This window comes from Candidatus Mycoplasma haematobovis (genome assembly GCF_001645765.1).
Lineage (GTDB): Bacteria > Bacillota_I > Bacilli_A > Mycoplasmatales > Mycoplasmoidaceae > Eperythrozoon_B > Eperythrozoon_B haematobovis.
Window position 1 is genome coordinate 16,746 of record NZ_LWUJ01000014.1, and the last position, 26,108, is coordinate 42,853.

The following is a 26,108-nucleotide window of genomic DNA, read 5'->3' on the forward strand; positions in this document are numbered from 1 at the left end:
TCTAATGGAAATAATTACTGTCTCTAAGGTTGTCATTAGGTAATAAGATAGTTGAATTAATTAAGCAATACAATTCAGAAAAGAAAGTAATATCTAGCTTTATTTCGTTCTATAGTGAGAAGTGAAGAAATGCTTGAAATAAATATTTATTAGATAATAAAGGCAAATATGCTTGTGAAAGATATTCAGAAACTTGTTGAAAGGTAGCATTAATTAAATATCCAAGGATTTTAGGTAATCTATTAGGCATCGCTGAAAAATTAAAGCAAGAACTTTTAAGTGATTTGTAACCTGCTATGAACAGCTTTATTAAGCAGTCTCAAACATTAGGTGAAAAAATAAATGGTGTAACTGGAGAGTATGTATCAAAATTAATAGAGTACTGTTCTGTAGATCATAGCGTTCAAGACTTAATTGGCAACGAATATCCAAATAAAAAATTCGTCGATTTTAGTAAGATTTAAACTACTGACTCTATAGCTATTGAGCTTTATGGAAGATATGAAAGTAAAAACAATTAAAGAAGTAGTTAACTATTGTACTTTTGATCAAAGTAGATCAGTAGATTATGGCAGTGACAGAGTTAACAAATAAGGACATTAGTACAAAGTAAGGTTATTAAGTGTATTTATTTTCTTAAAAGAATTAATAAATAATGTCTATTATTAAAGTTATCAAAATTGGGTTGCCGGTTGCCGGTTGCCACCGCAACATCAGCAGCTATAGCAACTACTTCTTTAGTATCCTTTAGAAAAAAAGATACGCTTTCAAAAGAAGAAGACTTAGATAAATCAATTGATGATTTAAAGCTACCAGATGAAAAGTATCAAGATGTAAAATTGTTCTATTCTGAGGATGGAACAGGAAAGAATCATAAAGTATTGGATCCAGAAACTGCAGAGAAGTTAGCTCAGTTACTTAAAGAGCGAGGAAGTTTAGATAGCCTTGATAAATCCAATAAAGACGTAAAACTTCCAGAAAATTTAGATGCTGTTGGTGTCCCAGATCCAGTCGTAAAATCTCCAACAAATCTTGATTTAGAAAAATCAACAGAAAAAAGACCGCAACAAATTCCTAATGATGTAGGTAGCGGATATGAACAAGGAAGTGCGGAGTTACAAAAACCAGCTAATTTATCTGATTCAGTAGATCAACTAAAAGGTAATGTAGATGATGTTATTAAAGGTCAAAACACAGAAAATGAATCTACAGAGCCTGCTTCAGTCGGAGGAGAGCAAAAAGGAGTCGAACCCACTTTGTCCGAAAAATTGTCACAACCAGAAGGATTAGGTAGCCAAGATCAACAACAAGATCTTTCATCAGGGGATGAAGAGAATCGTACTAAAGTTGCTTCCTCCTCTTTAAGTAGTGCGGATAGTGGTGATAACTTGGACCAAAACGAAGCAAAACCGGGACTTGAAACGGATTCTACTAACGATATAGGAACACCAAATAATTCAGAATTAGGAGCACAAGTTAGACAACAAGAACAAAATGAAGTGAATGATGGAAGTGGAAAAAATGGCGAATCAGAAGGTGCTCCAAAGGGCCCAGACTTTAATGGTGATGGAAGATCTTCAAATGGGGATAATTCATTAAATGAAGGAACAGATTCTTCTGGTAATAGACAAAATTTAACTGACGAAGATATTAAGAGATGAAGTAGTGTGGAAGCAGAAATATCTTCAGTTGTTGATGAATTGCAAGCTTTAATAAATATTTAGTTTGTGAATCTTTCAGTAATTTTCAGTAAATTAAAGCTATTATTTCCAGTAGCTGTTGTTGCTTCTTCGATAGTAATAACCGTTAAGTTACTTACTTCAGAAACTCCTTTAACTTCTGAAATATTGAAAGTTGAAGCTAAAGAAGATATTCACGTTACTAACTTTAAAGATGAATTAGTTATTCCAGAGGAACCCCCAGAAGAAGCTCCGCCTGACGAGAAACAACCTGAATCTTTAGATTCTGAAAAAGATGAACAAACAGATGATAAAGAAGAGAAAGATTCTGATGACAGAAAGGAAGAAGAGGATAAAGGAGATGAAAATAAATCAGATTCTCGAGAGAAATCAGAAGACGAAAAGAAAAAAGATGAAAAACAAGAACAACAAAAATCCAAACGGAGATTTAATCCCAGCAATCCTTTAAGTGGTATGTTGTCAAAAATATTAGGAAATAAAGGTCAGTAATTATTTAAGTAAAAATAAGTAATCTGTCTTTCATATTTAAAAGAATTAACAAATAATGTCTGTTATTAAAGTTATCAAAATTGGGTTGCCGGTTGCCACCGCAACATCGGCAGCTATAGCAACCACTTCTTTAGTATCCTTCAGCAAAAAAGACAAGATTCAAAATGAAGAAGACTTAGATCAAGAACTTAGTGATTTAAATATTCCTGATGAAAAATATGAAGATAAAGAACTTTTCTACTCTAAAGATGGTAGTGGAAAAAATCAAGCAATATTAGACAAGGCATTAGCGGAGAAATTATCTCAATTACTTAAAGAAAAAGGAGATTTTAGTGATGCAAAAGGCCCTGCACCCGATTTATCTAAATTAAATTTAGATCAAGTTGTGCAGGATGCCCCACCTTCTCATGGACAAGGTCAAGAGCATAATGATAATAAAGATCAAAAAGAAACAGACCCACTTGGAACAAAGAATGATAAGCCAGAGAGAACAACAGATCAATCTAATTCAAGTGATGCTGATGATTCCGAATTATCAGAAGATGAAGGCCCTTCTTTACAAATTCCTATGATACCAAAAGCACCAGATATTGAAATTAAAGAAAATTCGGATTCCGGTAGCGAAACAACTTCTTTAATTAAGGGAGATAAAGGCGAAAATAATGAAGGTGTTTCAGATCAAGAAAAACCAGATGAAACTTCAAAAGAATTGAATTTAAATGATCAGAAAAATGATTTCGAAAATGAGTCTACAAAACAAGTGGAAAATGAACCTGATCAAGAAGATTCAAATTCACAAGAATTAGGAGATTCATCAACAAAAAGCCCATCAGAAAATGAGTCTAAAGATGCTTCTTCACAAGCATTACAACAAAGTCAAGATGATAAATCTGTTCAAAACTCAGAAGATGGAGGCGTGAAGAGTGTAGGTGGTTCTCATAGTAAAGAAAGCCCTGAAGACAAGGGAACCTCTGAAAAAGGTCCAGATGATCATTCTTCAGGTTTACACTCTAATGGCATTGATTCAACAGGTAATAAAGAAACATTTACAGAGGACGATATAAAAAAATGAAGCGAATTAGGTGATCAATTATCTTCTGTTGCTGGTCAATTAATGTCTTTGATTGATAGTTAATTATGGCTTTACAAGCAAAGCTACCTATTATTGTTGCTACTTCTTCTGTAGCAGTTGGTGGAGGTGTATATTGTTGTTATCAATATTCTTTAGGTAATAAAGGAACTCTAAAATCTTTTGCTGATTATTCAGAAGCATTTTTGAAAGTTGGAGAAGATAATGAATTATGAAGCGCTAAATTAAAGGCTTTAGAAAATGGTAATGTTTCAGGTCATTTGACAGAATTACAGAATGCAAAAAATAGAAAGGATTTAGCTTTATTGAAACTAGCATGCGAAAAGTTTTATGCTCCTGATTTTGTTAGTAAAGGGGAAGGAGATTTTTTAGATTTCAAAAATTATTGTGCCAAGAACAATAAAGATGTAGTTGGTACAGGTTGAATTAGTAATTTTGAATCTGTAGATAAATCTGAAAAAGTTATTAAGAAAATTAACGAAAGGGGAGATACAATCATTTCATCTTCTTTAATTATTATTGGTACTAAGCATGCTGAAAAAGCAAAAGAAGAAACTGCTAGAACTGATTTAAATAAATGGTGCAAGGATACTGGAGAGTCTATTTATTTGGGAGAGCAATCATTAGATTTAAAAACAGGAAAGGAATATTGTAAAGAACCTACTTAATAGATTATGGCTACTCCTTTTGCTTTAAAGGCTAGTATGGTTGCTGGAGGTATTGCTACTTTATCTGGTTTAGGTTCTGTTGCTTACTTATCAACTTGGATTACTATTGGAGACAAGCTTCAAAAAGATAAATTAACTCTAATAAGTGAAGATGAGGACTACAAAATTGTGTTGTTTAATAATAAAGAAAGTAGCGATTTAAAGACAGCAATATCATAAACAAGCATTAATTATTCACAACACTTAAGCAATATTAAGCAATGATGTGAAGGAAAAGTTAAAGAATGGTTTTCAAATGATAAAGATAAGACATTTTTGAATGCAAAAGCATGATGTATAGTTCCAAAAATAAGATTATTAGGTGATAAGCTAGAGAATAAGTTACATGAAGGGACAGCATGACAAACTAAATTTGCAGAATTTTCAAAAGAATTAAATGGAAATAACAAATTTTTGGAGGCTTTAAATGTTGGTGTTGATAGAGATAAATTAACCAAGGATTCTCAAAACGGAGGAGAAAAATTAAGAGATTGATGTAATTCTGCTGTTAACTTAAAGGTTTATGTTGAAGATGCTCATAAAACGGAAACTAATGTTAAAGCTTGATGTTTAAGTGACAAGAAGAAATAGATACTGTCATATATGTTTGTAGAGCTTGCACAAAAAGCAATAGGAGGAACAGTAGTTATTGGAGGATTGGGAGGAGGATATTATGCTTTAACAGGAGGTACTTCTGCTACTTTATATGGAATGCATTCCTCTATTGGTAGACAATTAAATAAACGATGAGATCTTATTGCAGAAGAATACAGAGGAGAAAAAAATAATAATTTAATTGCCGGAATTAAGAAGACTTCTGTAACACTTGAAAAAGATCTTGAAGAATGATGTGATAATAAAGGAAGTGATTATTTCTTAGGCGCAACAGATTCAACTTATAGATCTTATTCTTTTTGATGTTTGCTACATGCAGATATCAAAGATGTTTTGATAGGTCAAGGATTTAAGATAGTGAATGAAAAGTGAGATAAGAAATTGAAAAAATACAAAAACAGTTCTGAACAATTTATTAAGGATCAATATGGAAAAGTTAAAGACAAAGAAGAATTAGATAAATTTGATATTGCACAGTGATGCCACGTTAATGGTATGGAAAGATATAGATGGCAAGGAGAGGAGTTAACTCATAAAGTAAGAGAGTTTTGTTTTTGAACTGATGAAGAGATAGCAGAAGATAATAAAGCTTCAAAAACAACTTTAAATTAATAATATGGGAGTATCTCCAGTTCATGTTGCAGGTGTAGTATTGACTGGTGGTTTAGTAACTGGAGGATACTTTACATATCAAGCATTAGTGCCCCCAACCTTAGAGGAATATTTAAAGAAATTGAATGTTGATTTAATTAGTAGTAATTGAGGAGAAAAGGAAGCTAAATACAAACTTGCACAAGAAACAGATTTAATACCTAATATTTCTAAGAGCACTAGCACTAATGTTAATAATGATTTTGCAAGACAGTTGCAAGAGTGATGTGAAAAGAAGAAATCAAAGAATTATCTTGGAGAAACAGATCTAACTTACAAACGTTTTTCACTTTGGTGTACAGTTACTAAGAAAATTAAAGATGTATTAGGTGGAAGGAAGCTGAAAGCTTTAGATGATATTAAAAAACAAGCTAAAGTAACTGCTTATGGGCAACTCCAAGAAGGAGAAAGATTTATTACTAAATCTAATAAAAAACCTGCAACAATAGAGGCGGCTGATTTAAATAAATGATGTGAAGATGAGCAAAATAAAGACTACCAGTATGAAGGAGATGAGAATTTAAAGAAAGTAATAAGTTGATGTTACGATAAGTAATTAAGAATTTTTGCAAATTTCTGAAGCATTTTTGTATTCTAGATCTTTTTCTCCTTTGTAAGGTCTATCATAAATACCAGAACACCAACCCTTAACAGCTTCATTAGCACTATTTCCACTTGCTTGTTCTTTAATAGTGTGTAAGGCCGGAACTAATTTATCTTTCGAAATTGATTGTAATTTATCATGTCCCTTTTTCCATTGATCATTTGCCGCACTTGCGTCAATAGATTTAGTTAGCTTTTCTTTATTTGAAAAAGTACAATAACTTTGAATATTTTGAAACTCTATATCTTTCTCTCCTTTACTTTGATTATTTATGTTTTTCTTACATCAATCTCTTAATTCATTTCATGTTGCTTCTTTTTGTGTAGATTTCTTTGCTTTAATTGTCTTTAGTTCGTTTATTAACTCGTTGTCTTTTGCTTTTTTTAAAGTTGCCAGCCTCTTTTCTCATTTATCTTGGTCTTCTTTATCATTAGTACCTAATAAAATGCCTTTAAGTAAATCAGCATAAGTGGATGAGTTAAGGTTATGGAATACTCCATAACCAATACCACTAATTCCTGCGATAGTTCCAATAGCTATTCCTCCTTTGGCTAATGGATTCATTAGTCTTTTGCTCCGCAAGAAGCACTAGCATCTTTAAACTCTAAATTTTTTTCTCCTTCAAATACTTCGTTTGCTTTAGTTTCACACCAATTCTTTAATTCATCTCCTGTAGCACTATCTTTAGTTGCTATTTGTTTTAGGGAATCAGAGGAAGGTTTAGTTGCATCTACCTTTAATTTATTAAATCTATCTTTTCATTTAGCGTTGTTAGTTGCTCAACCTGTCTTTGTTATCCTATCCTTAATAGTTCTGGCGCAAAAGGATTGAAAATCTTTAAATGTATCAGAGTTTTTGTTAGTAAAGCTACTGTCATATATCTCTTGACAAGCACTCTTGAAATCCTTTAATCCGTCTCCTTTTTTTGAACTTTCCTTGGTTTTGGCTTCTTTGAGCTTGGGATGTTTAGGGTCTGAACTATTTTCCTTTAATTTTTCTAGTTTTTCATTAACTAAATCTGTTTCAGTATCTAAATTAATAAGAGCTTCTTTAAATGTATCTCTTATTTTTGTGTTTTGTGTTGATAGTAAATAACCACCACCCCCAGCAATAATTGCTGTGCCAGTTGCACCAGCTACAATAGGTAAAAACTTAGACATTGTTAGTTTCTTTTACTTTTTTCTATTATTAATCTAGAAAAATAAGAAATAAATTATGGCAAATACTAACTTAGCTAAGACAACTTATGGTTTATTAGGTACTGGAGTATTACTAGGGGCAGGATATGTAGCTAAACCGTGAATATTAGGCGATAGAGTAGTTGATCTTCTTAAAGTACATAATCCAGAAAGACAAATATTAACCATTGCTTCTCCAAGCTATAGTGATAGATGAAAGAAGGCTTGATTTGACTATAGGGAATCTAATAAAGATAGGGATAAAGATGCATGAGAGATTGGAGATTGAGAGAAGGCAAAAACTAATAAGAATGATGTTCCTGCCCCTTCTTCTTTCATAGATGCTTGTGAAAGGAATTCACAAGCAAGAATATCTGGTAAATCGCATCCACTATATCAAGAAGTATTACAGTGATGTACTGGTAGCTCTAAAGTAAGTATTAGAGATTTAATAAGAGATTCTGGCAAGAGATCTTTAAATGAACATGACTCTAAGACAAATGAAAAAAATGGTTGAAAGCCATTATTTAAGAAGTATTTTGATAATTACAAAAATCAAAGCACAGACCCATTAGGTGTAGAGGGATGGCAAATAAAGGAAAGCACAGTTACTGCTGAAAACAGTGGAATGATGGAGAAATTTATAGAGAAATGTAAATCATTAGCTCAAACAGAAGTTGAAGGTACAGGAGATCCTACTTATCAAAAAATAAATTCCCATTGTTCTGCAGATATTCATGCCGAAGACATAATTAGAGAAGCTTATCCAGGAAGAAGACTAGTTAATGTAAGTAAATTTAAGAACAAAAAAGATAATCCATTAGCTTTGGAAATATGACAAAGATATGTTTCAAAAAATAAAGAAAAAACAACCGGAGAAGATCAATGAGGCGTAAAGTCATGACATTTAGCAAAAGAGAGACATGAAGTACCCGAAAACTTTTGAGATAAGTGTGATGAAAAAAGAACACAACCTATTAAAGGAATTGAAGATGCGGCCTTTAAAGAAGTCTTTGATTATTGCACTGTAGAGGCAAGCAAGATAGGAGATTGAGGAGATACTGTTTAATACTTTAGAAGTATTTATGCATGCTATCCTGAATTAAGCTTTCAAAGATTATGTTGCAACAATAGCAACGGCAACTGTGGCTACCGTCTCTTTAGTATCTTTTAGAAAAGAAGATTCCAAAAAGAACGCTGATGATGAAGATAAGGTATTGAATGATTTTGAACTCCAAGCAAAGAAATTTGAAGAGAAAACAATGCTTTATTCTAAGGATGGACAAAATGAACCAGTAACTTTAGAGAATGATGCATTAAAGGACAAAATTCTTGAGAAATTTAAAGAGGGAGAAAATCTAGGAGATTTAGCAAAAGAATTGCCTAATGCAGACCAAATTGAAAAATTATTATCAGAGGTTAAAGAAAGTAATTTAGTGAAAAGTATGTCTCAAAAAGATTCTGAACCATCTAGAGGTATTGAAAGTTCAGAAAGTCAAAACAGCCCAGCACCTGAACCTATTGATACTGCTCAAAGTACCGAGGAAAATTTAGGAGCAGGGAAAACTGATATTGATGAAAAACTAGATGAAAATATTGACTCTTCACATACAGAAGCTTCAGGTATGGAAGATCTTTTAAAAAAATTAGGTGAAGAAAATGCTAATAAGAACGATGGACAACCTGAACCTACAAGTGATAAAGAAGATTCAAAAGAAGAAAAAACTGAAAATGATGATTCAGGAAATAATGTTGCAGAAGGACAAGAATCAACAACACCTTTAGAGGCGGAACAAGATAAAGCGAAAAATACTCAACAGGATCAAAATGGGGAATCAAAAGAGGATATTCATACAAAACAAGATTTACAAATCGAAAGAAATAGTGACGATTCGAAGGAATTAGAGTCAAAAGATCCAAAAGCTACTGAAGCGGCTAACTCTGAACAAAAACTGCATCAAAACGGTCAAGAACCTAATAGAGAAGTTAAAGACGATAAAGCTTCCGATATTACAAAAAGTAGTGTTGACGGAGAGTCTACAGAAGGTAAAAAAACATTATCTCCGGAAGAAGTAAAACATTGAGAAGATTTGTTAAATACAGTAGGAGATGTTGCCACACAACTTCAATTATTAGTAATAGATAAGAATTAATGAAGTTACCAGTAAGCTTAAGTAAGCTGAAAGCATTATTTCCGGTATTTGTTGTTGGTGCTTCTGTCGCAATAACAATTAAGTTGCTCACTGAGTCAACTCCTTTAACTTCAGACATATTGTCAGTTCCAGCAGTTGAGGATATACAGAAAACTGAATATCAAGACGATCTACAGGAACCTATTGAAGAAAAGGAAGATAAACCAGAAGAAACACCTCCTACTCCCCCTGAACCGCAAACTGAAGAAAATCAAGAACAATTACCACAAGAGGATTCAGAGAAAAAAGATGAAGATGAGCCTTCTTCTGAGCAAAGTGATTCTCAACAACAACAACAAGAAGAGAAAGACAAACAACAAAAGGATCAGAAAGAACCTCCTAAATCTGCACCAAGAAAATTCAAATCTGATAGTAGTAACCCAGCTATTGGTGTTCTGCAAAAATTATTAGGTTTAGGAAAAAATAAGAAATAATTAATGTCTGTAGAGACAATACAAAAAATAGCTGCAGTAACTATAGTTGCTGGAGGTCTAGGTGGTGGATACTATGCTTTAACAGGCGGCACTACAGGAACATTATCTGGAATGCATTTTGCTTTAGATAGGGAATTAATTGAGAATTGAGAAGAAGTTGCAAGCAAGTATAAAGAAAAGGACCAAAAAGATTTAATTGAAGGAATTAAACAAACATCTTCTAAGCTGGCAAGTGATATTCAAAAATGATGTTTGGGTAAAGGTAGTACTTATTTTTTAGGAGAGACAGATCAAACTTACAAGTCCTATTCTATTTGATGTCTTAAAGAAGCAAATATACAGGCAGTATTAGAGAAGAAAGGATTTAAGTGAGATGATAGTAAATGAGATAAGAAATTAGATAAATACAAGCAATTTCAACAAAACTTTATTACTCAGTTACCAGAAAATAAACCAATACCTTTAGATAATTTAAGACCTGAGAATATTAGTAAATGATGTGAAGATAATCGTATTCAAAGATATAGATATCAAGGAGATCAAACGGAATACAGAGTAAGAGCTTTTTGTTATTGAACAGATGAAGAAATATTAGAGGCTAATAAACCTCAACCACCTCAACCACCTCAACCAAAAATTACAGATCCTTTACAATCTCTACAAGAAGAATAATATGGGAGTATCTCCAGTTCATGTTGCAGGTGTAGTATTGACTGGTGGTTTAGTAACTGGAGGATACTTTACATATCAAGCATTAGTACCTCCAACTTTAGAAGGGCATCTTAAGTCTTTAGGTCTTGAATTAGCGGGAAGTAGTGATTGAGTTGGAAAGGCAGAACAATACAAGAAAACACCTAATTCATATCCTATTTCAACAATTACTGATCCAGCCAAAGATAATGATGTTGCTGGGAAGCTGCAAACTTGATGTGAAAAGAAAAAAGGTAAGAATTTCTTAGGAGAAACAGATCAAACTTATCAGAAATTTTCTGTTTGATGTTTAGTTACTCAAGATATTAAGGCTGTTTTGGAAAAAAGAGGAAAGAAAGCATTAAGTTTAGAAGAAAAAGCAATTAAAGTTACAGCCTATAATGCAACTACTAATACTGATAAGTTTATTGCAAACAAACCAAATGGTATTGTGGAAGCAGATTTAACTAAATGATGTGAAGAAAAGGAAAAAGTTAATTATCAACATGAAGCAGATGCAAATTTTAAGAAAGTAATTGAATGGTGTTATTCTAAATAATTAACTACTTACACAAACTCTGGAAGCGTTTTTGTAGTCTTTATCGTCTTTTCCTTTGTAAGGTTTTTTGTATGCTTTAACACATCACTCTTTAACAGCTGTATTTCCTGCGCCATTCTTTTTGCCTTTAGCAACGACTAAATCAGAATCTAATTCACTATCATCTATTTTTTGTAATTTACCATGCCCTACAGCTCATTTACTATCATCACTGCCCCCTGTGCCTTCATCAACAGAATTAGTTATTTTTTCTTTAATTGAGAAAGTACAGTAGTTTTGTATTCCTTGGAATTCTTTATCTTTCTCTCCTTTGCTTTGATTATTTATGTTTTTCTTACATCAATCTCTTAATTCATCTCAAGTAGTTGCAGATGGTTGAGATTTATCCTTAATTGCTTTAAGTTCTGTAGTTAAAGTATCATTATTTGCTTGTTTCAATGATTCCAATCTTTTGGTTCATTTATCTTTGTCCTCATTGTCTTTGGTACTTAGTAAGGTTCCGCTTAGTATTTCCGCATAAGTTAAGGTTCTAAAAACACTGTATATTCCATACCCCACGCCTCCCATTCCACTTACAGCTCCTAAACCTATTCCTACTTTAGCTAATGTACTCATTAATCTGTTTTTCCACAATATGTTTGTGCATTAATGTAGTTTAAATCTGTATCTCCTTCAAATACTAAATCTGCTACTTCATTACATCAATCTTTCAATTCATCGCCTGTAGAGCTATTTTTTGATTTAATTTCTGCTAATTTAGGAGCTAGTGAACCATTTAGTTTTCCATATCTAGTTTTTCAATTTGCCCCAGTATCAAATCACCTTCCGTTTGTTATTTTGTCTTTATTTGTTCTTGCACAATAAGCTTGAAAGTCTAGGAATATCTTTGATTCTTTATTAGTAAAACCACTATCATATATTTCTTGACAAGCTTGTTTAAGTTCAGCTAAGCCACCATCTGTTCCATCAGTAATCTTAGATTTTGCATCACTTAACTTAGTATTATTTGAATTAACCTTACCTGATTTAAGTTTCTTAAGCTTTTCCTTTAATAAAGTATCTTCTTTACTAGTTAAGTCGATTAAAGCATCCTTAAATGACTCCTTTATTGTCTTTGTGTTTTGTGTTGACAATAAATATCCTCCAACTCCACTAATAACTGCTGTTCCTCCCGCTCCAATTGCAACAACAGGTAATAATTTAGACATTATCTATACACAATTTCTTAGCATTAATAAAACCTTGATCTTTTTCACCTTTGTAGGGTTTTTGATATTCTGCAGTACATCACTCTTTAATAGCTTTTTTTGCTTCTGCGTCTTTCTTTTTCTTAGCTTCCTTTAATTTTTCGTCTAATTGGTTTTCATCATTAATTGTTAATAGAACATCATGCCCTTTTTTCCATTTTTCACTACCTTCATCTTCGCTTTCATTAACGGCATTACTTATTTTTTCTTTAATTGAGAAAACACAATAACTTTGAATATTTAAAAATTCTTTATTTTTTTCATCTTTACTTGGATTCTTAATATTATCTTTACATCAATTTTGCACATCCTTTTGAGTTGCTTCAGAAGGAGATTTCTTACCTTTAATTAATTTAAGGCTCTCTACTAAATCTTCTTCTCGGGCTACTTTAAGTTTTTCAAGTCTTTTCCCTCATTCTGTTGAGTTTTGACCATCTTCAACACTTAGTAGAGTACCACTTAATTTTTCTGCATAAGAAGGGGTTTCTGTTTTTTCTTCATGCACTTCTGGTTTAGATTGCACATTACTATAAATTCCGTATCCTAGACCACTAACTCCAGCAATAGTTCCTATTCCTAAACCAGATTTAACTAGTATATGCATTAGTCGTTTTTTCCACAGGATGCTTGAGCATCTCTAAAACTTGCATTTTCACTGCCTTCAAATACTAGATCTGCTACCTTAGTACATCAATCCCTTAATTCGTTTCCATTTTGACTTGTTTTTGATGCTATTTGCTGTAGTTCTTGTGAGGAAGGATTAATTTCTTTTTTGTTTAATTTGTCGAATCTACCTTTTCAGTTTGCTCTATCTGTTGCTCAACTTTCTTTTGTTATCTTATCCTTAATAGTTCTGGCGCAAAAGGATTGAAAATCTTTAAATGTATCAGAGCTTTTGTTAGTAAAGCCACTGTAATATATCTCTTGACAAGCATTCCTGAAATCCTCTAATCCATCATTAGGCTTCGCAATTTCTTTTCTTTTTGCTTCTTTAAGTTTAGTGTGTTTAGGATCTGAACTGTCTTCCTTTAGTTTTTTTAATTTTTCACTAACTAATGTATTTTCGGTCGAAAAATTAATGATAGCTTCACCAAATGTATTTCTTATCTTTACTATATTTATTTTTTCTGGGGCTTTTGGAGCAGGTTGCATAACATTGTAAATTCCATAACCAGCCCCACCAATTCCTGCAACCGCTCCAACTCCTAATCCGGCTTTAGCAAAAATATGCATTAGTCTGCTTTTCCGCAATATGCTTGTGCATCTTTGAAGTCCAAGTTACTTTCGCCCTCAAAAACTAAGCTTTCTGCATTAGTACATCATCTTTGAAGTGCCTCTTTATCTACATTAGATTTTTTAGGTAGCTTGGTTAATGTTTCTGATAATGGTCTAGGATTGTTGTTCTTTAATTTAGTTAATCTATTTTCTCAATTAGCATCAGTACTTGCTCATTTTTCCGTAGTTACTTTATCTTTAATAGTTCTTGCACAATAATCTTTAAAGTTATTAAATGTTTCAGAGTCTTTTTTTGTAAAGTTACTATCGTATATTTTTGTACATGCTTTCTTAAATTCAGCTAGCCCACTATCTGTTGTTTTCTTTTCTGCAACCTGTGCTACTTTGAATATAGATTTTTCTGAAAGATCTGTTGCATCCTTTAATTTCTTTAGTTTTTCTTTAACTAATTTGTCTTCTGTTTCAAAATTAATGATAGCTTCATTAAATGTTTCCTTTATTGTCTTTGTGTTTTGTGTTGATAATAGATATCCTCCGACTCCACCAATAACTGCAGTTCCGCCTACGCCAACAGCAATAGTAGGAAGTAACTTAGACATTAGTTAATACAAATTTGTTTTGCATTATCAAAATCGGGATCACTTTCGCCTTTGTAAGGATTGGAGTATGTAGCAACACATCAATCTTTAACTGATTTCTTTCCTGCCGCAGTATCTGAATTATCCCTAGCAGTTCTTAATGTTTGATTTAGCTTTAAATTATCTATGTTTTTCAATTTGCCATGAGCAGTAGCTCATTTTCCATCTGAATCTCCTGTACTTGGATCTATAGCATTCTTTATTTTTTCTTTAATTGAAAAAGTACAATAACTTTGTATATTTTTGAACTCTTTATCTGATTCTCCTTTACTTGGATTATTAATGTTATTTTTGCATCATTCTCTTAATTCCTTTCATAAATCTGCGTCATCTTTAATCTTTAATGAATTTAACTCATTCACTAAATCTATATTTATTTTGACTTTCTTTAAAGAATTTAATCTTGCTACTCAATTATCTTTATGTGAATCATCTGTTGTAGTCAATAAAGTTCCCTCTAATACGCTTGCATAAGTAGTAATTTTTTCTGGGGCTTTTGGAGCAGGTTGCATAACATTGTAAATTCCATAACCAGCCCCACTAACTCCAGCTATAGCACCAATACTTATTCCTGCTTTAATTAATGGATTCATTAACTATCTTTGGTACAAAACTCCTCTATATTTTTGAAAGTTTTATCCTCGTCTCCTTCAAAAACTAATTCACCATTATTTTTGCATCAAGTTTTCAATTCTTCTCCATTTGTACTTTTCGTATTTGCAATTTGATTTAGTTCAGCTATTAAGGACGATTTTGGATTCTTTAACTTTTCATGTTTAGTCTTTCACTGCGCTGTAGAATCATCTATTGCCCATTTACCTTTTGCAACTTTATCTTTATTTGTTTTTGCACAATAAGCTTGAAAATCTTTAAACGTATCAGAGTTTTTGTTAGTAAAGCCACTGTCATATATTTCTTGACAAGCCTTCTTTAGATCGGCTAACCCACTATTAGTAGTTGTTTTTTCTTTATCTTGTGCTTCTTTAAGTTTCTTGTTTCCTGAAAAAATAGTTCCTGTTTTTAGTTTTGTTAATTTAATCTTCAATAATTCCTCTTCGCTATTGTCTAGCTTTATTAAAGCAGGTTTAAATGAATCCTTTATTGTCTTTGTGTTTTGTGTTGACAGTAAGTAACCGCCGCCGGCCCCTATTATTGCTGTTCCAGTAACCCCTGCTACAATGGGAATAAGTTTAGACATTAATTCTTAGATAAACAAATTACTGAAGCATTTTTGAACTCTTTATCTTCCGTTCCTTTGTAAGGTTTTTTATATGCTTGAGTACATCAATCTTTAATAGCTTTTTTTGCTTCTTCGTTTTCTTTATTCTTTGCCTCCTTTAACTTATCATCCAATTGACTTTCATCACTAATTGTCTTTAAAGCTTCGTGTGCTTTTTGTCATTTTTCACTATTATCTTGTTCTGTTTCACTAATAGAGTGCACTATTTTTTCTTTAATTGAAAAAGTACAATAACTTTGTATATTTTTGAACTCTTTATCTGATTCTCCTTTACTTGAATTATTAATGTTATCCCTACATCAATCTCTTAATTCTGTTCAAATCGCTACATCGTTTTTGGCCTTTATTGTACTTAACCCCTCTATTAGCGTGCCTTCTCCAGCGCTTTTTAAAGATGTAAGTCTAGAAGTTCATTTTTCTTGATCTTCGTTATTCTTAGTGCTTAATAAGGTTCCTCTTAACTCTTTTGCATAAGAAGGGGCTTCTGTTTTTTCAGGGCTTTTTAGAATAGATTGCATACTATTGTAAATTCCATAACTAGCTCCACTGATTCCTGCAACCGCTCCAATTCCTAAACCGGCTTTAGCAAGGATATGCATTAGTCTGTTTTTCCACAAGATGCTTTAGCATCTCTGAAGGTCAAATTATCTTCACCTTCAAAAATTAATCCTTCTGTATCTGTACATCACTTTTTAAGCGTTAAACCGTCGTTGCTATTAATAGCTACGATGGCTATTAATCCTTGTGATAAAGGTATTCTTCCAGTTGTCTTTAATTTTCCAAATCTATCTTTTCAATTTGCATCATCACCCGCTCATGCTTCACTTTTTATTTGATCTTTAATTGTTCTCGCGCAATAAGTCTGAAAATCCCTAAATATTTCTGATGTTCTATCAGTAAAGTCAGCCCCATATATTTCATTACATTCTTTCTTTAATTCTTCAAAACCACTATTTTCTTGTTGCTTTTCTTTATCGTATGCCGCTTTAAATTTAGATTGAGCCGGAATAGAATTTAAGTCTCTTAATTTCTTTAATTTTGAATTAACTAAATCTCTTTCGCTGTCAAAATTAATAAGAGCCAGTTTAAATGAATCCCTTATTGTCTTTGTGTTTTGTGTTGATGGCGAAGAGTCATCCTCTTTTGTTGTAAGAACTTTACTTTCAGACGTTACTCTGTGATAAATTCCATAACCAACTCCACTGGCACTACTATAGCACCAGTTCCTGCTCCTACTTTAGCTATTAAATTCATTATTTAGTGCAAAACTCATTTGCATTTTTGTAAGTATCGTCTTCCGGTCCTTTAAATACCGAATTTTCTATGCCTGTACATCATGCCTTTAATTTACCACCATCGGTACTTTCTTCACTGGCTATTGTTGATAATTCTGCCACTAAAGTTATTCCTGTTTTGGGTTGCTTTAATGCATCATGTTTAGTTTTTCATTGAAAACCTGTATCGCCTACGGCTCATTTAGTAGCAGTTATTTGATCTTTAATATTTTTTGAACAATAATCTTTGAAATCTCCAAAAACATTTGAGCTTTCATCAGAAAATTCACTATTATAGATTATTCGGCAACCATCTTTAAGTTCTGCTAATCCATCTGTTTCTCCACCGCCCTTTGTTTTTGCTACTTGTAATTTGTCGTTATTTGGATTTACGCTAGCGCCTTTAAGTTTTTTTAGTTTTTCCTTTAATAAAGTATCTCCTGCACCTGTTAAATCTATTAAAGCATGTTGAAACTTATTCCTTACAAATACTTTATTAATTTCTATTTTTGTTTCTTCCTTTGTGTTTTGTGTTAATAATCAGTAGCTACCACCAGTCGCTACAGCCGCTGTACCAGTTACACCAGCAACTATTGGTATTAACTTAGACATTTAAAGTGCTTATTACTTTTATTAATTAATTTCAAAAGTCTTTATTTTTGGTTGGTTTTTTATTAATAAGTAATAAAAAAGTAAATCGATGGCGAGTACTAATTTAGCTAAGACTGCTTATGGTTTAGCAGGAGCAAGTGTATTATTAGGTGCTGGTTATGTTGCTAAGCCATGATTAATAGGCGATAGGATTGTTGATTTACTTAAAGTACATAATCCTGAAAGACAATTATTAACCAAGCTTTCTGCTGCTTATAGTGATAGATGAAAGAAGGCCTGATATGACTATAGGAAAGGTAATGAAAGTAATGTTGTAGATAAGTGAGAGATTGGAGATTGGCAGAAAGAAATAAATATTAGAAATGATGTTCCTGCGCCTACTTCTTTCATAGATGCTTGTGAAACAAATTCACAAGTAAGAGTATCAGGTAATTCAGATCCACTATATCAAGAAGTATTAAAGTGATGTACTGGTAGTTCCAAAATAAGTATCCGTGATCGAATAAGGGATTCAGGTAAGAGAATTTTAAATAATTATGATTCTAAGAAGAATGAGAATTTTGGGTGGAAACCTTTATGGAAGAAATATCTTGAAGCTAATAAGAATAGCAATACAGATGCTTTAGGAGTTTCTGGATGAATTAAGAATCCAACTCCAGAAAATTCTCTGGAAAATAATACAGGAGTAATGGATGATTTTATTAAGAAATGTACTGAGCTGTCTAGAGTAGAGGTTGAAGGTACAGGAGATCCAAACTATCAAAAAGCAATTAGTTATTGTGCTGATGATATTCATGCAGAAGATTTAGTTAAGGAAGTATATCCAGGAAGGAAAATGATTAGCTTAAGTAAGCTTAAAGAAAGAGGAACAGATGGTTCTGTTGATCCGATTGCTAAAGAGATATGGCAAAGCTATATTGCTAAGAACAGAGATAGAGCACCTGGAGAAGATGAGTGGAAAGTTGAATCATGACATTTAAAAAAAGATCAACCAGAAATAATTCCAGATAATTTTTGAGATAATTGTACCGAGAAAAGAAGAATTGTTATTAAGAGTGTTGAAGATGTGGCATTTGATCAAGTCAAGAGATATTGTACTATTGATAAGAATAGATCACATGGATATGCTGAAGATCTTTAAAAGCTAACTAAATATGGCTACAGCTTTAGTTAAAGGGGTCGTAGCAGTTGGTACATTAGCTACCGCTTCAGGAGTAGGGACTGCAATATATTTCAATACAGGCACTACTATAGGAGATAAATTAGCAGAAAAGAAATTGACATTAATAAGCGATATCAATGACTACAAATATCATCTTTTTGAACACAAAGATAGTAAAGAATTAAAGAAGGCACTTAATAAACAAACTATAGATCATACAGATAACATAAGCGATTTAAAGCGATGATGCAATGAAAGTGTTAAGGGATGGGCTTCAAGCGATAAAGATGAAAGTATTTTTAAGAAAGTCAAAGAGTGATGCGTTGTACCTACAATAAGAACATTAGGAGATAAGCTTGGAAGTAATTTACATGGACCAAACGAATGACAAGGTAAATATACAAGTTTTTCCGCACAAAATGGGGGCAGTAATGATTTTATGAATGCGTTAAAGGATGAATTTAAGGGTTTTGACTTTACACAAAATGCTAGCCAGGGAGGTGAAAAATTAAAGGCTTGATGTGAGGCAGTCATGAAGTTGAACACTTATGATGTTACAACACATAAATCAGAAGCAAATGCAAGAACTTGATGCTTGAAGGGTTAATTAATTAAGATTTAACGCAAATTTTTGACGCATTCTTAAATTCTTGGTCTTTTTCTCCTTTGTAAGGATTTGCAAAAGCTTTATTACATCAAGTCTTAATACTTGTATTAGCCGTTGCGTCTGTTTGAGATTTAGCTGTTTGTAATTCTGAATCTAGCTCTTCGTTTGGAACATTCTTTAATGCTGTATGACCTACAGCCCATTCATTGTCACTATTATTGTTTTCTTCAGTAATTATGTTCTTTAGTTTTTCTTTAATTGAAAAAGTACAGTAACGTTGTATATTTTGAAATTCATTTCCTTCTTGTTTTGTATTTCCAATAATATCTTTACATCACTTTTGTAAGTCTTTTCAAGTAACAGAAGGATCCTGCTTAGCTTTTACTTGTTTAAGACTATCTACTAATGTATTTGGTTCGGCAGAGGTTAATGTACCCAGCCTTGCCGTTCATTCTGTTTGATTTTCGTTCTCGTTAGTGCTTAATAAAGTGCCGTTTAATGCCGTTGCATAAGAAATAGCTTCTATTTTTTCTGAAGATACTTCTGGTTTAGAATTAGCACTACTATAAATTCCGTATCCTAGACCACTAACTCCAGCAATAGTTCCTATTCCTAAACCAGCTTTAACTAAAGTGCTCATTAATCTGTTTTTCCACAAAAACTTTTAACATCTTTAAATTCTTTATTTTCATCACCTTCAAATACTGCATCTGCTTTTTCATCACACCATCTTTTCAAACTGTCTCCATTATTGCTTTCTTTTTTTGAAACAGCTATTAAAGAAGGGGAGATTGGTTTAGTATTGTCTTGATTTAATTTAGCGAATCTATTATTTCATTGGGCACCAGTCGTTGCCCATTCCCCTTCACCTATCTTATCTTTATTTGTTTTTGCACAATAGTTTTGGAAATCTTTAAATAATTCAGATTCTTTCTTTTCAAAAACGCTATCGTATATTTCTTTACATCCTTCTTTAAATTCATTTAATCCACTATTAGAACTTACCTTTTCTTTAGTTTGTGCTGATTTAAGTTTTAAATTGGTTGGTCTGGTACTCGCATCCTTTAACTTTGTCAATTTTTTTGTAATTAAATCGTTCTCTCTATCAAGATCAATAATTGCATCTTTAAATTTGTTCCTTACGATTGTTGTGTTTTGTGTTGATAATAAATAACCACCAACTGCACTAACAGTTAATGTACCAGTTATTCCCGCTACTATTGGAATAAATTTAGACATTTTGTTAGTTTCTTAAAAACTATAGTGCTTTCTAAGTAATTAGTAAAAAAATAATATAGTAGTAATCATTTTTACCAAAGCAATAAGCTTTGTTTTTGTTACAAATATGAAAAAGAGGGAGATTTTGTAAGGTATGGCCAAGGGAATTAGATCTTTCTTGCCTCAATTATCTATTGCTGTTCCTGCAATAACTACAGGAATGCTTATTTTTTCTGAAAAAGTCGATCCCATTACTTCATTACTTTCCAGTTCTGGAGAAGAAAAGAAAGAAGATAGTAGTATAGAGAAGACATCAAAACAAAAAGGAGATAAAGAGGGCGATGAAGCTGGCAAAGAAGGTCAAAAAGGCAAGGGCGAAACAGGTGATGGTAAGGATAAAGGTGGAAAACTAGGAGAGGGTTTAAAAGATGGATCCTCAGATGGTAAAGGGCAAGGTACTGGAGAAGGCGGATCAGGAGATCCTGATTCTAAGGGCGATAGTCTTGGTGATGCAAAAGGTCTAGATGGTGGTTCTCCTGCTTTAGAGTTAAATAAATTGAGTGGTGTACAAGTAGGATCTGACGAACAAGGCCAACAAATACCTAATCAAGTGAATGGCGATCCGCAAGGAAGCGATCAAAATGATCATGCTATGGGAGATTCACAAACATCTGACGGACAAGAGAATTCTGATAGCAGTTTAGGTAGCGTAATTTCAGGAAGTCCTAGTCCTGATTCTGAAAGAAGAGAAGTAAATGGCGGTTCCGTAGGAGGCGAAACAATTTATTTTGCTCCAGCTTTTTCAGAATTTTTTGGAATAATTACTTCTGAAGATGTTGGTTAATAATTATTAAACAGATTAAATTAGTAATTAAGTAGTGATATCTTTAATTAAATTTTTAAAAATTGTATTGCCTGTTGCCACAGTAGCAACGGCAACTGTAGCTACTGTTTCTTTAGTATCCTTTAAGAAAATAGACTTAGATAAGAATAAAGACAATGAAGATAGAGTATTGGATGATCTTGAACTGAAAGCAAAAGACTTCAAAGAGAAGAAGATGCTTTATTCAAAAAATGGAAAGAATGATTCAGTAACTTTAGAAGATGATTCTTTAATAGAAGAGATTCTTAAGAAGTTTCAAAATAACGAGGATTTAGTAGAACTGGAAGGTAAAGTTCCAAATATTGAAGAGCTTAAGAAATTCTTATCAGAAAACAAGGATGCATTAGCTAATGCACCTTCTTTATCTGACCAAGAAAAAAGTAATAAAGATTTAACGTTAAATAAACCTTCTGCGGTTGATCAGGAAACAAACAATGGAGATACTGGTCTTCCAAATCAATTACTTTCTCCACAGGCCCCTCAATCTGAGCATAAGGATGTCAATGAATTAGGAATACAGTCTGAACAGGGTGCTCAAGATGACCTAGGTATTAGTAGACAAGACTTAGATCTTGGATTAGATAAGAAAGAAGAAAGTGGCGACGCATTTGAACAAAAAGAGAAGAAAGATCTTGAATCGAAAGAACTAACTAATATGCAAGGCGATTCTCAGCTAACACAAGAGGAGCAGGATAAAGATGAAGAAACAACGAAAGAAGTTGATAAAGACAAAATTGATGACGGAGGACTACAACAACCATCATTACAAGAGCCAAAAGATGCAATTCTAGAAAAGGATTCAGGCAAGGAAGAAGGTTCAAAAACAGTACCTGAAGAATTGGGACCAAAATCTGGAGAAGTTCAAGAACAAAAAGAAGGCAGAGATATTGCTATTCCTAATGATTCACAAACACAAGATTCAGCATCATTAAATCTAGGGGCTAAACAATTATCGGAAAGTCAAGGAGTTGACGGCTCAGTTAAAGGTGATGAAAAAAGTACTCATGAAGGCACTTCTTCCGAAGGAAAGAAACAATTATCTTTAGAAGAAATACAAGAATTAGAGAATCTAAAAAAGGAGATAGAAGATTTAACGAATAGTTTGAAAATACTATCTCTTTAAGGTTTATTTATGTCTTTTTTAGCAAGTTGAAATCTTTATTTCCAGTAATGGTTGTTGGTGATTCTGTAGAGGGCGCTCCAACAAATTACAGAATTAATTATTTTTGAGGCAAAAGAGGTTATTCTCGAGACTAATTATTAAGGTGAGTTACAGATTCCTGAACCAGAAGTAGAATCACAATCTAAAAAAGTTCCTTCTCTCCCTCCAGACCAAGCGGATGAAGAATTTAAACTAGATACACCAAAAGAATAGGAAGATGAACTATCTAAGGAAGAGGAAAAAGATACAAAAAACCAGAAAATAAACCAATGAAATTTAAAGAGAATTATCTTGGAAAAATGTTATTTGCAATATTTGGTAAAGGTAAGAAACAATAGTAATTCTTTTTGAATAAATTAAAAAGCCTTGTTTAATTCGTGTTAACTTTTGCTAAGTTATTAAAGGTTTTGTTGCCAGTTGCCAGTGTAACATCAGCAACACTGATTACTGCTTCTTTAGTATCTTTCAGAAAAAAGAATGATAATAACCAAAAACAAAATAGCGACATCTTATTAATTGATTTTGAAAATCCTGTAAAGGAGTTTGAAGAAAGGATTATTTTCTATTCAGAGGACGGGAAAGGACAAGGAGATGTATCTTTAGATAAAGAAAATGCAGAAAAATTAAAGAAACATATTAATAATAAACAAGATCTTAATAAGGGTTTAGAAAAAGGTGGTTTTGTCCCTGACGAAGTAGGAGAATCAGTTCCAAGAGAAAATAGTGATTCAAAAACAGAACATAATCAAACTTCAAAGACATCTAAACCAAATTTAGATAATCCTAACCAAGAAGGTGAGGGAGCTTTAAGTCAAGAACAGGCACACGATAGTGATGATGAAAGTATTCCTAAAAGGGATGCAACACCTTTACAAGATGAACCACAATCTCTATTAACTAAAGATGGATCTTTAGTAAATGAAAAAAGTGAAGAAACAAAGGAGTCTGATCCAAAACTTAAAAATACTGGCGAGCTAAATAGTGATGACAGTGTTGATCAATCTGGGCAAAAGGTTGGCAAAGAGAATCAAGACGATAATTTAAGTTCTGAAGATGGTCAACAAGGAAGAGATGACGATTCTTCATCGGAACTTAAAGAATCAGAAGGACAAGTTCAATTATTAGAGTCAAATCCTCATAGCCCCACCTCTTCTCAAGCTGAAGAAATTAGAGAAAGCAATAAGTCTGATGGAATCCCAGAATCAAATTCTGCTGCTTCATCCGATTTATCTCTAAATGAAAATGTAGGAAGAAAAGGTGGAATAGATCCTAGTTCAAATTCAGGTGGAGTTGATAGTCTTAACGAAGAGGGGCTAAGAGAGCTACAGGAATTAGGAGAAAAACTGCAAGCATCTAGCGAACAATTAGAGAATATATTGGCCTCTTTGGATGCATAAATAGATGTCTTTGAAACTATATTTAAGTAAACTAAAAGCGCTATTTCCAGTATTTGTTGTTGGTACTTCTGTAGCAATAACTATCAAATTACTTACCGAATCTAGTCCTACAACTTCAAATATATTTCAAGTATCTGCAACAGAAGATATCTTAGAGACTAGTTATGAAGATAAATTAGAGGTTCCTACAGAGCCCGAACCAGAAAAGCCTCCTGTACCTGAAGAAACTCCGCCGCAAGAAGAACAATCAGAGCCTGAAGATGAAAAAGAGGACGAAAAAAGTGATGAAGACAAAGAATCTTCAAGTGAAGATAAAAAAGATGAATCAAAGGATCAATCTGAACAAAAACAAGAGAAGAAAGAACAACAAAAAACTACTGCTAAAAGGAGACTTATTCCGCACGGCATCGGTGGTTTGTTGGGAAAAATATTAAATCCACAAAATTAAATGTCACCAGTAGGCTTTAAAGTTAGTGTAGCTATAGGAGGTTTAGCAGCATTATCTGGAACTGCTACTTATTTCTTTACCAGAACTACTATTGAACAACAATTAGTATCAGAGGGATTGACTCTGATAAGTGATAATAAAGATTACAAATTTGTGTTGTTTACGTACAAAGATGATGAAGAATTAAAGAAAGCATTATCTTCGAAGGAGACTTTAGACTTTAATACGAAAATTACAGATATTGAAAAATGATGTAAAGAGACTCTTAAACAATGAACTTCAAATGGAAAGTTATTAAAGAACGCAAAAACATGGTGCATTATTCCAAAAGTAAAGATTCTTAAAGACAGAATAAAGGAAACATTGAATAAACCAAAAGTATGGCAAACTCATTTTACTAAGTTAGTTGGCACTTCCGAAACAGAGAATAAGCTTTTGGCGGCCTTGAATGCCATTTCAACAAAACCAACCTTGACTAAAGATTCAAGTAATGGAGGAACAGTATTAGATGGATGATGCACTTCTGCTTTGGATCAAAAAATATATGAAATAGATAAGACATATAAAACAGAAGAAAATGTAACGAATTGATGTTTTGAAACTGCTTAAAGATTACTAACTTGTTTTTGTGAGTAATATGTCTCCTGAATTTGTGCAAAAGCTAATTTCAATAACAGTAATCACTGGGGGACTGGGGGGTGGATATTATGCTTTGACTGGCGGCGGCACAGGCACCTTATCAAAGATGCATTTGGCAACTGGCAGACAATTAATTACTGATTGAACAGTTCTTGAAGCAAAATACAATTTACAGGATAATCAAGACATAATTGACGAAATACCAAAGAATTCTAAAAAATTTAATGAAAAAATAAAGAAATGATGCGAAAGTAAAGGAAGTACTTATTTTTTAGATGCGACAGATAAGACTTATCGTTCTTATGCTGTTTGATGTGTAACGGAAGTTAGTTTAGATAAGGAATTAAAGAGATTAGGTTTTAAATGAGACGATAATCATTGAGATAAGAAGGCTAAGAAATACAATGAATCAAATCAGACATTTATGAAACAAGCTCCTAAAGGAGGAAAAATAACCCCTTTAAATGAAAGCGAAATTAGAGCTTGATGTGAATCTAATAAAGACGGAAGATACAAATATCCAGGTGATGAGGCGGAACATAGAATGAGAACATATTGTTATTGAACTGAAGAAGATTTAACAGCTACTAATAATCCAGAATCTGCACCAGAAACTCCTCCACAATTACCTCCATTAGATCCTCCAGCTCTTGACACTGATAAATCCTAAGTAGTATGACTATATTACCTCATCATATTGCTGGTATCTTTTTGTTAGGTGGTTTAACTGTAGGAGGTTACTTTACTGTTATTGCATTTACTCCTCCATCATTAGAAAGTAAGTTAAGTCAATTAGGACTTGAGGTGCTTAAAGGAAACTGGGGAGATAAGGAAGATGCATATCAAAAAGCAAGTGAAGATCTAATAACCTCTATTCCTAAAAATGGCGCAGGCAAAATTGATGGATTTGTAAACAAATTAGAGGATTGATGTAATAAATATAAGACAAAGAATTTTTTGGGCGAAAATGATGCTAATTACAAACGATTTTCACGTTGATGTACAGTTACTAAGAAAATTCAAGAAGTTTTAAAAAAGAGAGGAGGATTTGCTGATTTAGATGCACAAGAAAAAGCAAATATGTTTAGAGATTACAGTGCTGACACAAATACAGATAATAAGTTTGTTATTCCAGCAAAAGCACCACTTCAAGAATCAGATTTAAATAAATGATGTGATACTAAGAAAGAAGAAGTTTACAAATATGAATCAGATCAGGATTTACAAAGAGTAATTAAATGATGTTACAAAAAAGCATAATTCTTTAGAAGTTATTAATACATTAAGGTTTAGAATTAATGAAGTTACTAGCAAGCTTAAGCAAGCTGAAATCATTATTTCCAGTAATAGTTGTTGGCGCCTCTGTAGCAATAACTATTAAGTTATTGACAGAGGGTGCCCCAACTGCGACAGAGTTAATTAAAGTTTCTGCAGAA

The 26,108-nt window shown here is 32.7% G+C and carries 37 protein-coding genes; 24 read left to right on the top strand and 13 right to left on the bottom strand.

What is annotated here, in order from left to right; all coding sequences use genetic code 4:
- Window positions 1–29: 29 nt before the first annotated feature.
- The 10 genes from A6V39_RS05400 to A6V39_RS05445 all read left to right on the top strand — a co-directional run bounded on the left by A6V39_RS05400 (window position 30) and on the right by A6V39_RS05445 (window position 5,808).
- Window positions 30–290 carry a hypothetical protein gene (locus tag A6V39_RS05400; protein WP_187150655.1) on the top strand — a complete coding sequence of 87 codons (261 nt, stop codon included), beginning with the start codon at window positions 30–32 and terminating at the stop codon, window positions 288–290.
- Between the two features lie 6 nt (window positions 291–296).
- On the top strand, window positions 297–464 hold the full coding sequence (locus A6V39_RS05405; protein WP_187150656.1) for a hypothetical protein: 168 nt from the start codon (window positions 297–299) through the stop codon (window positions 462–464).
- Window positions 465–692: 228 nt separating this feature from the next.
- Window positions 693–1,724, top strand: coding sequence for a hypothetical protein (locus tag A6V39_RS05410; protein ID WP_187150657.1), 1,032 nt, complete (start codon window positions 693–695; stop codon window positions 1,722–1,724).
- 3 nt (window positions 1,725–1,727) lie between these two features.
- Window positions 1,728–2,189, top strand: a complete 462-nt coding sequence (locus A6V39_RS05415; protein WP_187150658.1) for a hypothetical protein — start codon at window positions 1,728–1,730, stop codon at window positions 2,187–2,189.
- 55 nt (window positions 2,190–2,244) lie between these two features.
- Entirely contained in the window at window positions 2,245–3,324 is a 1,080-nt protein-coding gene (locus A6V39_RS05420) for an ICP22 family protein (RefSeq protein ID WP_187150659.1), read from the top strand.
- 2 nt (window positions 3,325–3,326) lie between these two features.
- On the top strand, window positions 3,327–3,947 hold the full coding sequence (locus tag A6V39_RS05425; RefSeq protein WP_187150660.1) for a hypothetical protein: 621 nt from the start codon (window positions 3,327–3,329) through the stop codon (window positions 3,945–3,947).
- 6 nt (window positions 3,948–3,953) lie between these two features.
- Window positions 3,954–4,166: a hypothetical protein gene (locus A6V39_RS05430; protein ID WP_187150661.1), complete on the top strand. Its 213-nt coding sequence runs from the start codon at window positions 3,954–3,956 to the stop codon at window positions 4,164–4,166.
- Window positions 4,167–4,262: 96 nt separating this feature from the next.
- Complete coding sequence (locus A6V39_RS05435; RefSeq protein ID WP_187150662.1) at window positions 4,263–4,577, top strand: hypothetical protein; 315 nt, start codon at window positions 4,263–4,265, stop codon at window positions 4,575–4,577.
- Between the two features lie 12 nt (window positions 4,578–4,589).
- A complete protein-coding gene (locus A6V39_RS05440) occupies window positions 4,590–5,213 on the top strand; it encodes a hypothetical protein (RefSeq protein ID WP_187150663.1) in 624 nt (207 codons plus the stop codon).
- A 4-nt stretch (window positions 5,214–5,217) separates the two neighbouring features.
- Window positions 5,218–5,808 carry a hypothetical protein gene (locus A6V39_RS05445; RefSeq protein ID WP_187150664.1) on the top strand — a complete coding sequence of 197 codons (591 nt, stop codon included), beginning with the start codon at window positions 5,218–5,220 and terminating at the stop codon, window positions 5,806–5,808.
- On the opposite strand, the gene A6V39_RS05450 is transcribed toward A6V39_RS05445, so the two are convergent.
- Both A6V39_RS05450 and A6V39_RS05455 read right to left on the bottom strand, forming a co-directional pair.
- Window positions 5,809–6,420 carry a hypothetical protein gene (locus A6V39_RS05450; protein WP_187150665.1) on the bottom strand — a complete coding sequence of 204 codons (612 nt, stop codon included), beginning with the start codon at window positions 6,418–6,420 and terminating at the stop codon, window positions 5,809–5,811. It lies immediately after the preceding gene.
- Entirely contained in the window at window positions 6,420–7,016 is a 597-nt protein-coding gene (locus A6V39_RS05455; protein WP_187150666.1) for a hypothetical protein, read from the bottom strand. Before A6V39_RS05455 ends, A6V39_RS05450 begins: the two co-directional genes overlap by 1 nt.
- A gap of 55 nt (window positions 7,017–7,071) precedes the next feature.
- On the opposite strand from A6V39_RS05455, the gene A6V39_RS05460 reads away from it, so the two are divergent.
- The 5 genes from A6V39_RS05460 to A6V39_RS05480 all read left to right on the top strand — a co-directional run bounded on the left by A6V39_RS05460 (window position 7,072) and on the right by A6V39_RS05480 (window position 10,909).
- A complete protein-coding gene (locus tag A6V39_RS05460; protein WP_187150667.1) occupies window positions 7,072–8,103 on the top strand; it encodes a hypothetical protein in 1,032 nt (343 codons plus the stop codon).
- 76 nt (window positions 8,104–8,179) lie between these two features.
- Window positions 8,180–9,187, top strand: coding sequence for a hypothetical protein (locus A6V39_RS05465; protein WP_187150668.1), 1,008 nt, complete (start codon window positions 8,180–8,182; stop codon window positions 9,185–9,187).
- The gene (locus A6V39_RS05470) at window positions 9,187–9,660 is read left to right on the top strand and encodes a hypothetical protein (protein WP_187150669.1); all 474 of its coding nucleotides are present in this window, start codon (window positions 9,187–9,189) and stop codon (window positions 9,658–9,660) included. Before A6V39_RS05465 ends, A6V39_RS05470 begins: the two co-directional genes overlap by 1 nt.
- A gap of 3 nt (window positions 9,661–9,663) precedes the next feature.
- Entirely contained in the window at window positions 9,664–10,332 is a 669-nt protein-coding gene (locus tag A6V39_RS05475; protein WP_187150670.1) for a hypothetical protein, read from the top strand.
- Between the two features lies 1 nt (window position 10,333).
- Entirely contained in the window at window positions 10,334–10,909 is a 576-nt protein-coding gene (locus A6V39_RS05480; protein WP_187150671.1) for a hypothetical protein, read from the top strand.
- Here the strand turns inward: A6V39_RS05480 and A6V39_RS05485 are convergent, their stop codons facing one another.
- The 9 genes from A6V39_RS05485 to A6V39_RS05525 form a co-directional block, all read right to left on the bottom strand.
- Window positions 10,910–11,524 carry a hypothetical protein gene (locus A6V39_RS05485; protein ID WP_187150672.1) on the bottom strand — a complete coding sequence of 205 codons (615 nt, stop codon included), beginning with the start codon at window positions 11,522–11,524 and terminating at the stop codon, window positions 10,910–10,912.
- Window positions 11,524–12,117: a hypothetical protein gene (locus A6V39_RS05490; RefSeq protein WP_187150673.1), complete on the bottom strand. Its 594-nt coding sequence runs from the start codon at window positions 12,115–12,117 to the stop codon at window positions 11,524–11,526. Before A6V39_RS05490 ends, A6V39_RS05485 begins: the two co-directional genes overlap by 1 nt.
- The gene (locus A6V39_RS05495) at window positions 12,110–12,760 is read right to left on the bottom strand and encodes a hypothetical protein (protein WP_187150674.1); all 651 of its coding nucleotides are present in this window, start codon (window positions 12,758–12,760) and stop codon (window positions 12,110–12,112) included. The genes A6V39_RS05490 and A6V39_RS05495 overlap by 8 nt, the downstream gene beginning before the upstream one ends.
- Complete coding sequence (locus tag A6V39_RS05500; RefSeq protein ID WP_187150675.1) at window positions 12,760–13,389, bottom strand: hypothetical protein; 630 nt, start codon at window positions 13,387–13,389, stop codon at window positions 12,760–12,762. Before A6V39_RS05500 ends, A6V39_RS05495 begins: the two co-directional genes overlap by 1 nt.
- Window positions 13,389–13,991 carry a hypothetical protein gene (locus A6V39_RS05505; protein ID WP_187150676.1) on the bottom strand — a complete coding sequence of 201 codons (603 nt, stop codon included), beginning with the start codon at window positions 13,989–13,991 and terminating at the stop codon, window positions 13,389–13,391. The genes A6V39_RS05500 and A6V39_RS05505 overlap by 1 nt, the downstream gene beginning before the upstream one ends.
- Window positions 13,991–14,623, bottom strand: coding sequence for a hypothetical protein (locus A6V39_RS05510; RefSeq protein WP_187150677.1), 633 nt, complete (start codon window positions 14,621–14,623; stop codon window positions 13,991–13,993). The genes A6V39_RS05505 and A6V39_RS05510 overlap by 1 nt, the downstream gene beginning before the upstream one ends.
- On the bottom strand, window positions 14,623–15,228 hold the full coding sequence (locus tag A6V39_RS05515; RefSeq protein ID WP_187150678.1) for a hypothetical protein: 606 nt from the start codon (window positions 15,226–15,228) through the stop codon (window positions 14,623–14,625). The genes A6V39_RS05510 and A6V39_RS05515 overlap by 1 nt, the downstream gene beginning before the upstream one ends.
- The gene (locus A6V39_RS05520; RefSeq protein WP_187150679.1) at window positions 15,228–15,869 is read right to left on the bottom strand and encodes a hypothetical protein; all 642 of its coding nucleotides are present in this window, start codon (window positions 15,867–15,869) and stop codon (window positions 15,228–15,230) included. Before A6V39_RS05520 ends, A6V39_RS05515 begins: the two co-directional genes overlap by 1 nt.
- A 654-nt stretch (window positions 15,870–16,523) precedes the next feature.
- Window positions 16,524–17,156 (bottom strand): hypothetical protein, encoded by a 633-nt coding sequence (locus tag A6V39_RS05525; RefSeq protein ID WP_187150680.1) that lies wholly within the window; start codon window positions 17,154–17,156, stop codon window positions 16,524–16,526.
- Between the two features lie 88 nt (window positions 17,157–17,244).
- Between A6V39_RS05525 and A6V39_RS05530 the strand changes: the two genes are divergently transcribed.
- Both A6V39_RS05530 and A6V39_RS05535 read left to right on the top strand, forming a co-directional pair.
- Window positions 17,245–18,297 (top strand): hypothetical protein, encoded by a 1,053-nt coding sequence (locus tag A6V39_RS05530; RefSeq protein WP_187150681.1) that lies wholly within the window; start codon window positions 17,245–17,247, stop codon window positions 18,295–18,297.
- Between the two features lie 13 nt (window positions 18,298–18,310).
- A complete protein-coding gene (locus tag A6V39_RS05535; RefSeq protein WP_187150682.1) occupies window positions 18,311–18,925 on the top strand; it encodes a hypothetical protein in 615 nt (204 codons plus the stop codon).
- A 4-nt stretch (window positions 18,926–18,929) separates the two neighbouring features.
- Here the strand turns inward: A6V39_RS05535 and A6V39_RS05540 are convergent, their stop codons facing one another.
- Window positions 18,930–19,565, bottom strand: a complete 636-nt coding sequence (locus tag A6V39_RS05540; protein WP_187150683.1) for a hypothetical protein — start codon at window positions 19,563–19,565, stop codon at window positions 18,930–18,932.
- Window positions 19,565–20,164, bottom strand: coding sequence for a hypothetical protein (locus A6V39_RS05545; protein ID WP_187150684.1), 600 nt, complete (start codon window positions 20,162–20,164; stop codon window positions 19,565–19,567). Before A6V39_RS05545 ends, A6V39_RS05540 begins: the two co-directional genes overlap by 1 nt.
- A 133-nt stretch (window positions 20,165–20,297) precedes the next feature.
- Between A6V39_RS05545 and A6V39_RS05550 the strand changes: the two genes are divergently transcribed.
- The 7 genes from A6V39_RS05550 (at window position 20,298) to A6V39_RS05580 (ending at window position 25,932) form a co-directional block, all read left to right on the top strand.
- Window positions 20,298–20,987, top strand: coding sequence for a hypothetical protein (locus A6V39_RS05550; RefSeq protein ID WP_187150685.1), 690 nt, complete (start codon window positions 20,298–20,300; stop codon window positions 20,985–20,987).
- Between the two features lie 67 nt (window positions 20,988–21,054).
- A complete protein-coding gene (locus A6V39_RS05555) occupies window positions 21,055–22,149 on the top strand; it encodes a putative sodium/potassium/calcium exchanger (protein WP_187150686.1) in 1,095 nt (364 codons plus the stop codon).
- Window positions 22,150–22,565: 416 nt separating this feature from the next.
- Window positions 22,566–23,585, top strand: a complete 1,020-nt coding sequence (locus tag A6V39_RS05560) for a hypothetical protein (RefSeq protein ID WP_187150687.1) — start codon at window positions 22,566–22,568, stop codon at window positions 23,583–23,585.
- A gap of 4 nt (window positions 23,586–23,589) precedes the next feature.
- Window positions 23,590–24,033 carry a hypothetical protein gene (locus A6V39_RS05565; protein ID WP_187150688.1) on the top strand — a complete coding sequence of 148 codons (444 nt, stop codon included), beginning with the start codon at window positions 23,590–23,592 and terminating at the stop codon, window positions 24,031–24,033.
- Complete coding sequence (locus A6V39_RS05570) at window positions 24,034–24,642, top strand: hypothetical protein (protein ID WP_187150689.1); 609 nt, start codon at window positions 24,034–24,036, stop codon at window positions 24,640–24,642.
- 28 nt (window positions 24,643–24,670) lie between these two features.
- Entirely contained in the window at window positions 24,671–25,342 is a 672-nt protein-coding gene (locus A6V39_RS05575; protein WP_187150690.1) for a hypothetical protein, read from the top strand.
- Window positions 25,343–25,347: 5 nt separating this feature from the next.
- Complete coding sequence (locus tag A6V39_RS05580) at window positions 25,348–25,932, top strand: hypothetical protein (RefSeq protein WP_187150691.1); 585 nt, start codon at window positions 25,348–25,350, stop codon at window positions 25,930–25,932.
- Window positions 25,933–26,108: the final 176 nt, after the last annotated feature.